This window comes from Sphingobium sp. LMA1-1-1.1 (assembly GCF_040676365.1).
Lineage (GTDB): Bacteria > Pseudomonadota > Alphaproteobacteria > Sphingomonadales > Sphingomonadaceae > Sphingobium.
The window spans coordinates 24,757-37,578 of the sequence record NZ_JBEGHS010000012.1 but is presented as its reverse complement, the minus strand read 5'-3'; the positions used below and the strand labels follow the sequence as shown (position 1 = coordinate 37,578).

Below are 12,822 nucleotides of genomic sequence, written 5' to 3'. Positions count from 1 at the left end.
ATCACCGGCCGAAGCAGGCCTTGGTAAGGATTGCTTCACCTTCCTGCTCAGGATCTTCGGGACAGAACGGTTTTCGTGTCTTTTCTATAAAGACCTGGTGCTCTCACGAACTACCAGGATGGGAGGCATGACCACACTCGGGGTATTTTTCCCTCCCATTCTTTCCTTGAGCTTCTCGACCATCAATTTGGCGCCTCGGGAAATTTCCTGCCGGATAGTGGTCAGAGGTGGGGCCGAGTAGGAAGACAGGGGAAGGTCGTCAAACCCTACAACCTGAACATCCTGAGGTATCCGCTTTCCAATGCGGTGCAGGGCGCTCAAGGCTGAGAGCGCGATCAGGTCAGAGGCAGCCACGATGCCATCATAGGAGAATCTTGATGACAAGGATTTCTCGATCTGTGGCCCCATATCCTCCCCTGCGAGCGTGATTTTCACATGCTTCAAAGCGATGCCCGCCGCTGCCGCCGCCGCTTTGGCGCCTTCGAGCCGCATCTGGATTTCGATCCCCGCCGCATCGCCCATAAAGAGCAATTTGCGCGCGCCCGTGGCGACGAGATGTTCGACGGCCAGCCGTCCGCCGGCGAGATTGTCGGTGCCGACTACACAATGGCGCTGGTGTGCCCGCTGGTGTCCCCATATGACCAATGGCTCATATTGCGCCGCCACCTCCTCGATAATGTCGAACTGGTCCGACTGGCCAATAACCAACACGCCATCGACCATTCCCGAGCGTGTGACCTTTTCGAGCCAGTCCTTTGTTCCGTCCGGAATGACACGGCTAAGCATCAAATCATATCCGCACTCGGCCAGCTCGTCCGCCAGGTGGCCAAGAAGGGTCAAGAAGAATGGGTCCGAAATATGTTGGCGTCTTTCGTGGCCCAGGGGAATGACCACACCCACAAATCCGGTACGACGAGAGCGCAATTTACTCGCCATCTGATTGGGCCGAAAATCATGTTTCTTGGCCAATGACTGGATACGTTCCCGCGTCTCCGAATTCACAATGCTTTTATCGGCAAGCGCCCTTGAAACGGTACCCGTCGAAACACCGGCGATGCGCGCTAGATCTGCAAGGGTCCTCACGATCTCGGGTTGGGTAATGGTGGGTGGCGGAGCTGTTACGCCTTCTTTTGCGGTTTTGCGCTTCTTCATCACGATGGTCACTTATCATCTTGCAGGTTGATTAGGAAGGAAGTTATCCCCGCCCGCTGACGCCTGAGCCGCCAGTAGGGCGTCTCCGAATGGGGCGGCATGCGCCGACATGCCTGACTCGCTTATCTCGCGGAACAGATTGCCTTGTTCTTCCGATCACAACTTCTTGCCTTTCTTGCAATCGTTTGTAAATCTCTCGCAATGATCGAATCCGACAATCCACATTCTGTCTCCTTCTCGCCTCTCGAGTGGCGAGCGTCAGCCTTCTGCCGGCGGGCTGCGCAACCGAGTCGCGCGCCAGTCCTGGACGCTTCAGAGATCCATCGCGTCCTGAATGACCTGGACGTGTGGGACGCATGGCCCCTTGCCGACCGTTCCGGCGCCCCGGTCGCCTGGCGAGGAGGAGAATTGTGGTTCGCGCTGGCAGCGCCCGCTTTTGACGATCCGGAGGCTCGGCACGCCCATGCCCGCATCCACCACTTTCTTCGGACCGACCGCTTCGAACATATAGCGGCTACCTTTCCCGACGGGTTTTCGCCAGGCAGCCGCGAATGGTCGGGGTCGGCGATATTGGATGGTGATGAAGTCACTCTCTATTTCACCGCCGCCGGCTATCGTGATGAAGACGCGATCAGTTTCCAGCAGCGCCTGTTCGCATCTACGACACGCCTTTCCGACGATCCCGAAACCATATTCACCGGCTGGTCCGAACCACGTGAACTGGTGAAACCCGATGACATATTCTATGTCAGCCAGCACGAAGGAACCGGACAAATTGGCGAGATCAAGGCTTTTCGCGATCCGTTTCCCTGGACCGATAGCGATGGGTCACAATATCTGCTGTTCACTGCCTCGGCCGCGCAAAGCCGGGATCGGTTCAACGGTGTGATCGGCTGCGCCCTGCGGGGGGAGGATGGCGCCTTTACGGCCTTGGCCCCGCTGGTCGATGCCTGCGGCGTCAATAACGAACTGGAACGCCCGCATATCGTCGAACATGGAAGTCAGCTCTATTTGTTCTGGTCTACCCAGGCGAAGGTGTTCGCGCCCGGCATCACCGCGCCTACGGGACTTTATGGCGCTGTGGCGGAGCAGTTGAAGGGGCCCTGGCGCCTCCTGAACGGCGACGGGCTGGTCTTTGCCACCCCTGAAAATGAGCCCTTCCAGACCTATAGCTGGTGGGTTCTGCCGGATCTTTCCGTAACCAGCTTCGTCGATTATTGGGGTGTCGACGATCCCGACGCCGAACGGAAGCCGGCGGGCCGATCGCATTTCGGCGGCACGTTCGCGCCGTTCCTGCACCTGCGCCTGACAGGTGACCAGGCCCGGCTGGAGACATAGGCATCATGGGCAAGCTGGTAGCGATTGAATTGGGCGGCACGAAGACCATCCTGGCGTTGGGCCGCGATGGCCATATCGACGAACGCGTCGAATTTCCCACCACCACCCCGCAGGAGACGATCTCTCGCGCCATCGCGACGATCAACGGTTGGCGCGATATCCATGGGATCGATGCGATCGGCATTGCCAGCTTCGGCCCGGTCCGCGTTTCTCCCACCGCCCCCGATTCCGGCACCATACTCGCAACACCCAAGCCTGGCTGGAGCTGGACTCAGGTCAAGGCGCCCTTCGCCTCTGCATTTGGATGCCCGGTCAAGCTGGACACGGACGTGAACGGAGCCGCTTTGGCAGAGCACCGGCATGGCAATGGCCGCGGATGCGCAAGCCTGGTCTATCTCACGATCGGCACCGGCCTGGGCGGCGGCGTATTGCTGGACGGCAAGCCGGCGCAGGGGCTGCTACATCCCGAGATCGGGCACCTGGCCCTGCGGCGCGCGCCGGGCGACGATTTCGCGGGCGCATGCATCTTCCACCAGGATTGCGCCGAAGGACTGCTGTCCGGCCCCGCCCTCGCAGCCAGGTTCGACATGTCCTTGCCGAACGTTCTGCCGACCGACCCTCGCTGGGATTTTGTCGCGCATGATCTTGCGCAATTGTTCGTATCGCTGATCCTGACGGTGTCGCCTGAAAGGATCATCGTGGGTGGCGGCGTGACGTTGCGCCAGCCCCACCTTCTGGACATGGCGAAATCCAGGGTGCCTGCCATATTGAACGGATATTTGCCCGATTATACGGACGAACTTCTGTCTCACCTGATAACCACGCCCCGGTTGGGAAATGATGCAGGCCCCGTCGGCGCGCTCATACTGGCCGAGCAGGCGCTTGAAGAGGCGGGCGGATAAGGGTCGATACGAACCAGCCGGACCAGACCGGCGGCGCGATATCACAAGTTGAGGAGAGAGAGAATGAACAGGCGGGAATTTGCGATGCTGGGCGTCGGCGCATTGGCGGCGGCCGTCATGCCGGTCCGGTCGATGACCGCGGCCATGGCTGCTTCCACGCCCGCGGCGGGCGCTGGCGCCGATGCGCTGAAATATGTGGATCCGGCGCTGCAAGCGGCGGCGCGCGAGACACTCAAGTTTGCGCCGATCACCTCAATCGATGCCAAGGTCTTGAAGGACATGCGCGGCATGAGCGAAAAATTCGCGGGTGCGCGCCTTCCCGACGTTCCGGTCCAGGAACAGCAGGTGCCCGTCGGCGGCGGGGCGCCCGATGTCACGGTCTATGTCATCAATGCCCGTCCGGGCGACCGCCGTCCTGGCATCCTGCACACGCATGGCGGCGGCTACATCGCAGGTTCGGCCAAGTGGGAAGTGCCCCGCCTCCAGAAGCTGGCGCAGGAAATGGACTGCATCATCATCAGTGTCGACTATCGGCTTGCCCCGGAAACGACCTACACCGGGTCGATCGAGGATAATTATGCCGGGCTGAAGTGGATGTACAACCGCGCTGCCCAGATCGGCCTTGATACGACGCATATCGCCCTGATGGGTGAAAGCGCTGGCGGCGGGCATGCCGCGCGGCTGGCGATCACGGCGCGTGATCGGCGCGAGGTGCCGATCGCGTTGCAGGTGCTGGTCTATCCCATGCTTGACGATCGTACCGCCAGTTCACGGGCCGTGCCGCCCTTCATCGGCGCTATCGGCTGGGGACCGGAGGCGAACCGATATGGCTGGCAGGCCTTTCTGGGCCAGCAACCGGGTACGTCAACCGTCCCTGCCGCCGGCGTGCCGGCGCGCGTCAGCGACCTTTCCAATCTGCCGCCCGCATGGATCGGCGTGGGCAGCATCGATCTGTTCGTGAGCGAAGACATGGAATATGCCCGCCGCCTGATCGACGTTGGTGTTCCCACCGAACTCTATGTCGTTCCCGGCGCTTTCCACGGCTTCGATGTCATCGGCGCCGATACGGAACCGGCTGCCCGCTTCACCAAGTCGAAATTGGATGCCCTGCGCAGGGCGTTCGGGAAATAGGGGATAAGGGTCGACGCGGATTGACTGGCATACCCGGTCGATCCGCGCTGGCTCGCGCTCCATCGGCGATCGGAACGGCCGCCACGCTTCCAGCATATCAGTATGAATGGGAATGATGCGATGAATAAGCTCCTGCATTCGACCGGCTTGATGCTGCCGTTGGCGCTCGCCGGATTGGCCGTCGCAAGTCCCGTGTCAGGCACACCTGCGGCCGCGACGGGCGACCTGCACCGCGATTATGACTATCTGGAAGCTGGCCGGCGCAGCCCTTACCGCCTCTATGTGCCGACCAGCTATGATCCGAAACGGGCCTATCCACTGGTGGTGATGCTGCACGGCGGCGGATCGGACGAAAATGAAATGTTCGAAAATACGGACATCCGGGCGCTCGCGGAAGCGCGCGGGGTGATCGTCGTGGCGCCGCTGGGCTATCCAAGCGGCGGCGGATACGGGAATTTCTTTCCCATCGTAACCACGGCAGCATCCAAGCAACAGGTCATCGCCATGACGGGCAATCAGGTCGCCAGCGCGCCCAAATCGGTCCCGCAACCGGCAGCACAGGCCAGATCGCCGTCCGCCGCACCAGAAGACTATATCGAGATGCCGGCGGGTTTGCTCAACGATCCCAAATCAGCGGAGATGAGCGAGCATGACGTCCTCAACGTCGTGAAACAGGTTCAGGGGCAATATCATGTCGATGCGAAGCGCATCTACCTGACGGGCAATTCGATGGGTGGGTGCGGGACGCAATATCTGGCCGCCCGCTACCCTGAATTATGGGCCGCCGTCGCGAGCGCGGGATGCCTTGTCGGCAGCTGGGCCTATCCGTTCCGCCGCCTCAAGGACGCGCATCTGGCCATCATGTATGTCCATGGCGAGTTCGACCACCATTCCAACCCCCGCTGGGCCAAGGCGCTCAGTAAGACGGCGGCCAATAATGGCGTTGAAACCGAGTATCTGATGGTTCCCGGCGGCACTCATGGCAGCGCCTACAGCATTGCCATGCCGCAAATCCTCGACTTTCTGCTGCGACACAGCAAAGGCTGATGCCGGACTGAAGCACGATCGCCGACGCATCATGCTCCAGTGCCAGCCAATGGGGTCTGTCCTGCGCTCCGTTCAGTGCGAGTCCGACAGGAATGCAAGGTGGACGCGACCATAGACCACCTGGCCCATGCCCGTTCGCCAGTCGGTCCAGGCGGCATGCACATAGTCGGCGCTGGCTGCTACGACGTTGATGAAATCGCCCCGCGCCGCATAGTCCTTCGCGAAGGCCGTCGGCACGATCGAACGGGCTGTCGACAGCCGCACCGCCGGCCGAAACGCCTTTCCGTCCGGCGCCGCCGCCACGAACACGTCATAGGCGCCGTCCTGATAATAGCCGCGCCACATCAGGACCAACGTCCCGTCCGGCGCATAGCTGAGCGCAGGACGGGACGCGCGCACCACAGCCCCATCGACGGTCGCCGCCGACACGGTCTGCCATGTCGTGCCGCTGTCGCCCGTGACCATTACATCGGGACTGGGCCGATCCTTCCTGATCATCGCCAGCGCGTAGACATTCTCGCGCCTCTCATCCGCCGCGAGCGGCGGATAATGGACCAGCGTGTCCATTTCCTTGGATGCCGCGACGAAATGATGAACCGGCTGTCCGCCATGCGGGCCGCTGGCGAACACCACGCACAGGCACTCCACCCCTGTCAGCGGTACATGATCAGCCATGTAGGCAAAAGCGATCCGACCGTGGGCCGCGGCAATATGTCCATCCCAGCGCTGCGGCCATTGCAGGTCGCCAAACGCCTGTATCGGAGCCCAGCTGACCCCACCATCCTTGGAGGTGACGTAGAAACGCTGAGAGTGCGCCGCCCCCTCCGGCGGGGCGGGATAGCCACCGGACATGATGATCGTTCCGTCCGCCTTGTCCACATACAGGCGCGCGCCATCCCATGGCGTCTTCTTCGCTACTTCGGGAACGGCCGGGTTGGGCGCGAACTTGTCGAGCATGCCCGTGGCGATTGGCGCGACCAGAGGGGACCAGCTTGCCCCGCCATCGGCCGAAGCACGCATCGCGACTCGGCCCGGCGGTGGCGTGTCCTTCGGTGCGTTTTGCGGCAATTCACCGGCCAGAGTTGCGGCAACCAGCAGCTTGCCGTCGCGATCGAAATCGACGTCGGGGGCATTGCATTTGGGCGTGTCGGGCGTGCCCCACTCCAATGGCTGGCTGCTGAAACGCACGCCCCCGTCGGTGGATAGCGATACATAGCACCGCATTTCCCGGCCTTCACCGCTGGTGGCGGCGACATTGGTGGACAGGGTGCGCCAGATTATGGCGATTCGATCGGGATCGCGCGGATCGACCGCTATGGCCGGGACGGAAGCCGCATGGGTGAGTTCGCCGGGGCTGAGGCGGCGGTTGATGACATCCGCGCCTGCCGCGCCGGCGCTCCACGCCGTCCCCGCATGAACCGCACCGGTCAGCGCCATAGTCATCGCCATGGCAAGCGCCATTTGTCGCTTCATAACCTCTCCTTTTAGACCATTGCCCGATCCTGCCGCACTGACCGTTTACAATCAATTGCAATCGTGCAAAACCGCCATTTCCACGCCAGTAAGAGAATGGCGTCCATATAGTCAGGAGAGCACTGAAATGCGCATAGGGCGCCGCCCTTCCCTGGGCCTCATCACCGCCAGCTTGCTCCTGGGCGCGGGGGCTGTTCCAGCCTCGGCACCAGCACAGGATAATAAGGGGCACCCGGAAATAAAGGTGGATGACGACGGCACGCTCCATGTGCCGGAACTCACCGTCCCCACCTCCAGCTTCCTGACGCCGGAGGGGAAGGCGTTCCTCACCTATCAGCTCAAGAGCATGAAGGACCCCCGCTCGAAGATCCTGCCGCCCGGTGGCGAATTGCCCTTCTTCATGATTCCCTATCTCAAGTCCGCCGAGCAGATGTTCAAGGTCGACATCAAGGAGACCAAAGTTGCGGGCATACCGGCGATGGTCTTTACGCCGAAGGATGGTGTGAAGCCGGAGAATCGAAACCGCGTCTTGTTGAATCTCCATGGCGGCGGCTTCATGGGTTGCTATCCGGGCTGCGGAAAGCTGGAATCGATGCCCCTGGCCGCACTTGGCGGGTACAAGGTGATCATGATCGATTACCGTCAGGGACTTGATCACAAATTCCCTGAAGCAAGCGAGGACGTCGCCAAGGTCTATCGGGAATTGCTCAAAAGCTACTCGCCCAAGCGCATCGGCATCTATGGCTGTTCGGCGGGCGGAATATTGGTCGGCCAGTCGCTCGCCTGGTTCGACAAGGAAAAGCTGCCCATGCCCGGCGCGGCGGGAATATTCTGCGCTGGCATGACGCTGTCCGACGTCCAGTTCGGTGGCGACGCGAACTTCATCTCCGCCCCGTTCGGCGAAGCGCAGATGCCTGCGGAACCGCCGCCGCCCAAGGGCGCTGGCCTGCCGCCCATCCCCTATTTCAACAAGGTCCGCTACGACGACCCGCTGGTGGCCCCGGCCAACTCCCTGGAACTGCTTGCCAAATTCCCGCCAACGCTGTTTATCACGGGCAACCGCGCCTTTGATTTCAGCTCGGCCATCTATTCGCATGGCCGCATGGTGAAGGCGGGGGCGGAGGCGGACCTCCATGTTTGGGATGGCCTGTTCCACGGCTTCTTCATGAACCCGGCCGTTCCGGAATCGCAGGATGCGTTCGACGTGATGATTAAATTCTTCGGCAAGCATCTGGCGCGCTGAACGAAACAGATGAACAGCCGGTCGAAATGCACAAAGCGCGACCGTGAACGGCCCGCTCCACTTCTTGCAAGCGGGAGCGGGAAAGCCGCTGTGATAGGGAAATCATCATGAGTATCTGTTCCAAGGAGGGCCGGCTTGCCGGCCCCCTGCCTCGGCTGATCCTGGCATCGTCTCTGCTTGCCGTCGCGACGGCAACGTTCGCCCAGCCCGCGCCGTCCGCGCAGCAGCCGACCCCATTGCGCGTGGACGAACAGGGGACGATCCAAACACCACCCATGACGATTCCGCTGTCGTCCTACCTGTCGCCCGAGGGCAAGGCTTTCGTGGCTGAACATCTCAATGCCTTCCAAAAAGGCATTGGTGCCATCGACGACAATGGTGTCCCCGAATGGATGAAGGGCTATCTTGCCTCTGCCAGGAAGCAATTCAATGTCGAACGGCAGGACACCAGCATTGGCGGTGTCCACAGCTATGTCTATACGCCGCGCGACGGCGTCCTTCCGCAAAATCGGCGGCGCGTGCTCATCAATTTGCATGGCGGCGGTTTTGGCGGTTGCTTTCCAGGATGCACCGAACTGGAATCCCTGCCGATTGCAGGGCTGGGCCGCATCAAGGTCGTGTCGCCTGACTACAGGCAGGGCCCGAAAAGCCGCTTTCCCGCCGCCAGCGAGGACGTGACCGCCGTCTATCGCGAACTGCTCAAATCCTACAAGCCTGGCCAGATCGGCGTCTATGGCTGCTCCGCCGGGGGTATGCTGGTCGGCCAGTTCCTGGCCTGGATCCAGAAGGAGGGGCTGCCCAACCCCGGTGCTGCGGGCATTTATTGCTCCGGCTTGTCCTTCGGCGATGTCGCCTATGGCGGCGACGCGACCTATATCGGCCTGCCCCTTGGCGACGCGGCTGTGCCGCCGCCGCCGCTTCAGCCGGGACAGAAGGCGCCGGTATTGCCTTATTTCGAAGGCGCCGACCTGAAAGGGCCACTGACGGCACCCGCCCTGCACCCCGATGTGCTCGCCAAATTTCCTCCGACCATGTTTGCGACCAGCACGCGCGCATTCGACTATAGTGCTGCGATCTATGCCCATCGCCAGCTCGTGAATGCGGGAGTCAAAGCGGAGTTGAACATGTGGGAGGGTCTGCCCCACGGCTTCATCTACAATCCCGATATTCCCGAATCCAAGGACTTCTTTCAGACCGTGCTGCGCTATTTCGACAGTCATCTATCGCGGTAAGCCATGGGCCCAGGATCGGGTCCATGCGCTGATTTCCTATTTTCCTTCATGGCCCGCCGCTCCCGGCGGGTCTTTTTATTTCCAGCGACAGATCGATCCGGCACAGGATGGATCGACATGATCAAGACCCTCGTAAATGCCGATCTGCCAAGCCGACCGCCTGCAAGGCATCGCCGGCGTCATGCACGACACCACCTATTTCTGTTGTTCACCTCACGCGCAAAAAAATAAGGCTGGGATGTGCACCGCACATCCCAGCCACAATCCCAACGGGAAGGTCGAGAGCTTTTCGTCGCTCCCGATATCCCCGAAATCAGAACTTCTTGCGGATGTTGAAAGCAATCATCCGACCGAGAGGGCTTGCGACCGTAGAGTCATAGACTTGATTGAGCGCTACCGCCGCGAACGGAGGTTTGCGGTCGAACAGATTGATCGCGCTTACAGACAGACTCAGCCCATCCATCACACCACCATTGGCTCCCAGATCGTAGTTGAGCGACAGGTCGAAGGTGGTATAGGATTTCACCCGCTGCACTGGCGCGATCGAGCCGACAGTATTCTTGTACCTGTTGGAATAGTTCACGAACAGGTTCGCGGTGACGATCTTGTTTGACCAGCCCAGATTACCGCGCGCCCGGAAACGGAGCGGATAATTGACTTCATTCAGACGATCGACGGCCCCCGCACCCGGCGCGAGCTGCTTCTTGTATTTCAGCAAATAGGTTCCCGAGATACCCGTATTCACTGTCCCGTCAGCAAGTTCGAAAAGATAGTTTGCCGCAAAGTCGAAGCCCTGCATCTTCACTGCAGTGGCGTTGTTCCGACGCACGTCGACAAGCGCATTCACATTGGCCGCAGGGATCAACGGCGTGCCGGCCCAGGGCAGAGAATAGACTTCCTGGACCTGCGCAGGCGTGGGATTAAGGATCACATATTGCGCATAGGCGGGATCGGTGAACACTTGCGGACTGAAGAAGGGCGCCGTTTCAATAATGTCGCGATAGACGATGTTGAAATAGTCGAGCGAGGCGCTGAAACCCGTGCTTGCAGGCGTATATTTCGCGCCCAAGGACCAGGTGGTTGCGGTCTCTGGCTTCAGATTGGGATTGCCGCCGGCATATTCGACGACATTGCCGAAGGGACCGAAATTGGGAATGTAGAAAACGGCGGCCGCACTGGCGGGATTGACGTCCGCGAGCAACGGTGCGCGGAAGGACGTGCCGTAACTCGCACGCAGCGACAAGTCACTGAAGGGATCGTAACGCAAGCCGAATTTTGGATTGGTTGTCGATCCGATGTCGCTATAGTTGTCATAGCGAACCGCTGCGTTCAGCTCCAGCCGTTCGAGACCAGGACTTGCGTTGGCGCTGCCGACGAGAGGGACATTGGCTTCGGCAAATAATGACCAGACGTCACGACTATTGCTGGTGCCAGACAGCACATTTTCCTGCGACAGCGTCGGCGTGGTGAAGTTTTCATAAGCGCCATTGAAAAACGCGTCATGATGGAACTCAGCACCGACCGCAACGCGAACCGCGCCGCCCGGAAGCTGGAACAGTTCACCGTCGGTCTTTATGCTCGCAAGATCCATCTTGTAGCTGCCGGCGATGCGGAAGTGTCCCAGCAAAGAGCGTGCACGCTCCCCATTGACGCCGCCCGAACCATAGGGGTTGAGCGCCGTTGCCGGATCAGGATCAGCCAGAGCGGCCGTGAGAAGATTGATATTCTCTTCCTGCGGAGAAATGCTCCGACCTTCCGTGAAGCTGTGCGACGCGTAAGCCGAGATCTGCCAGCTTCCGCCAATATCCCAGTCCAGGCCGCCTGCGATCTGATAATTGGATTCGGCAGCTTTGATGATCGGCGGACCGACATCATCGATCAGCGCGAACTCGACGGTCTGTGGTGTTGTCTGGCCAGGTGCGAAGGATATGAAGAAAGGATTGGTGCTGGGCACGAGCGCGCTGACATCAATGCGGCCATTGCGGGAATTGATCATGCGCTTTGCATAGAAGCCGCTGACCCAGCCCTTGAGCGACGAACCCAGCTCCTGGTCGAGGCGCGCCACGAGGCTCCACCGATCGGTTTCAGGTAACAGATCCTGCCCCTGGTAGGATTGAGCGTAATTGGGCGTGGTGGACAGGTCGGCAGGGGTCAGATTCCGCCCCGAACCGCCCGGCAGGCCATAGCGTATGCCGGTTGCGGGATCGGTGACATTGCCGGGAGACGCAAAGAAGGAGCAATTGTTCGTGCCGCCGAACGCGACCTGGTTGCAAGGAAAGAGATTCGAACGATCTTCCTGGCGGAGACGGCTGTGATAATAATATTCGCCCGCGATCGTGACCGATCCCGTGTCCCATTTGCGTCCCAGTACCGCGCTGCCCTGCCATTCGCGATAATCATCGGCAAACCCGTAGCGACCGCTGGTCTCGAAGCCATTGAAATTCTTGCGCAGGATGAGGTTGGCGACGCCCGCCACCGCGTCTGAACCATAAGTGGCCGAGGCGCCGTCCGCGACTATGTCGATGCGTTCCAGCGCGATGGCCGGAATGACGGACGGGTCGAACAGCGAACCAGTGATGCCGGCCGGCGGCACGCGACGGCCGTCAAGCAGCGTCAGCGTAGCCTGCACGCCCAGGCCGCGAAGATTGAGGCCATTGGCGCGCGTCGTGTTGAGCGCAGCGTTGTTGACGGTGCTGCCGATCGTAGCTTCGCCCGGTCCAAGCGACGAGACCTGCGGCACCGTCTTCAGAATATCTGTCGTGGTGGCCAGGCCCGTCTGTTGCATGGCGGCCTGACCGACGGCGATGACGGCCGAACCCACCGGCGCCACTCCACGCAGGTTGGTCCCCGTGACGATGATATCGGCCGAATCATTGCTGCCTTGTTCCTGCCCCTGCGGAGCGGACGGCGCCGGCGAAGCATCAGCCGACGTGGTCTGCGCCGCTGCATATTGCGCAGTGGCGAGCGCCATGAAGGAAGCCATCCCCGCGGTAGCCCAATATCTGTTGGAAAATTTCATATCACCCTCCCATTAAATCGATTGCAATGCAGCTTGAACCGCTGTTTTCTGACCTATGTCCTACGACATCAAATTTGAATACACAATAGTTAGCTTAAATGGCAGAGCCAAGGAACCATGACCATAACATGCCTGGATACCCGGTTGCAGAGCCGAGGCAGGCCATGCCCTCCGTCACTCCACACTTCTGTCTGATAGGAACAGGTGCAGAGATCGCCGGTGCCATAACCACGCCTATTTTCTATAAACACATATCAACCCTTTTCACAATCGATTTCATAATGC

General features: G+C 60.4%; 9 protein-coding genes. 6 read left to right on the top strand and 3 right to left on the bottom strand.

Translation table 11 applies throughout. From position 1 onward, the window contains the following. Positions 1-84 precede the first annotated feature (84 nt). Positions 85-1,164, bottom strand: coding sequence for a LacI family DNA-binding transcriptional regulator (locus tag MRBLMA1_RS07760; protein ID WP_363735946.1), 1,080 nt, complete (start codon positions 1,162-1,164; stop codon positions 85-87). 189 nt (positions 1,165-1,353) lie between these two features. Between MRBLMA1_RS07760 and MRBLMA1_RS07755 the strand changes: the two genes are divergently transcribed. The 4 genes from MRBLMA1_RS07755 to MRBLMA1_RS07740 all read left to right on the top strand — a co-directional run bounded on the left by MRBLMA1_RS07755 (position 1,354) and on the right by MRBLMA1_RS07740 (position 5,570). Then, positions 1,354-2,490, top strand: a complete 1,137-nt coding sequence (locus tag MRBLMA1_RS07755; RefSeq protein ID WP_414714760.1) for a glycoside hydrolase family 68 protein — start codon at positions 1,354-1,356, stop codon at positions 2,488-2,490. Positions 2,491-2,495: 5 nt separating this feature from the next. Further along, positions 2,496-3,392 (top strand): ROK family protein, encoded by an 897-nt coding sequence (locus MRBLMA1_RS07750; protein WP_363735944.1) that lies wholly within the window; start codon positions 2,496-2,498, stop codon positions 3,390-3,392. 63 nt (positions 3,393-3,455) lie between these two features. Further along, positions 3,456-4,523 carry an alpha/beta hydrolase gene (locus tag MRBLMA1_RS07745; RefSeq protein WP_363735942.1) on the top strand — a complete coding sequence of 356 codons (1,068 nt, stop codon included), beginning with the start codon at positions 3,456-3,458 and terminating at the stop codon, positions 4,521-4,523. Positions 4,524-4,643: 120 nt separating this feature from the next. Next, positions 4,644-5,570 carry an alpha/beta hydrolase-fold protein gene (locus MRBLMA1_RS07740; RefSeq protein ID WP_363735941.1) on the top strand — a complete coding sequence of 309 codons (927 nt, stop codon included), beginning with the start codon at positions 4,644-4,646 and terminating at the stop codon, positions 5,568-5,570. Positions 5,571-5,642: 72 nt separating this feature from the next. Here MRBLMA1_RS07740 and MRBLMA1_RS07735 read toward each other — a convergent pair whose 3' ends face one another. After that, positions 5,643-7,043, bottom strand: coding sequence for a sialidase family protein (locus tag MRBLMA1_RS07735; RefSeq protein ID WP_363735940.1), 1,401 nt, complete (start codon positions 7,041-7,043; stop codon positions 5,643-5,645). A 127-nt stretch (positions 7,044-7,170) separates the two neighbouring features. Here MRBLMA1_RS07735 and MRBLMA1_RS07730 point away from each other — a divergent pair, with 127 nt between their 5' ends. Both MRBLMA1_RS07730 and MRBLMA1_RS07725 read left to right on the top strand, forming a co-directional pair. After that, positions 7,171-8,286, top strand: coding sequence for an alpha/beta hydrolase (locus tag MRBLMA1_RS07730; RefSeq protein ID WP_363735939.1), 1,116 nt, complete (start codon positions 7,171-7,173; stop codon positions 8,284-8,286). 107 nt (positions 8,287-8,393) lie between these two features. After that, positions 8,394-9,518, top strand: coding sequence for an alpha/beta hydrolase fold domain-containing protein (locus MRBLMA1_RS07725; protein ID WP_363735938.1), 1,125 nt, complete (start codon positions 8,394-8,396; stop codon positions 9,516-9,518). A gap of 313 nt (positions 9,519-9,831) precedes the next feature. Here the strand turns inward: MRBLMA1_RS07725 and MRBLMA1_RS07720 are convergent, their stop codons facing one another. Then, positions 9,832-12,537: a TonB-dependent receptor plug domain-containing protein gene (locus MRBLMA1_RS07720; RefSeq protein WP_363735937.1), complete on the bottom strand. Its 2,706-nt coding sequence runs from the start codon at positions 12,535-12,537 to the stop codon at positions 9,832-9,834. Positions 12,538-12,822: the final 285 nt, after the last annotated feature.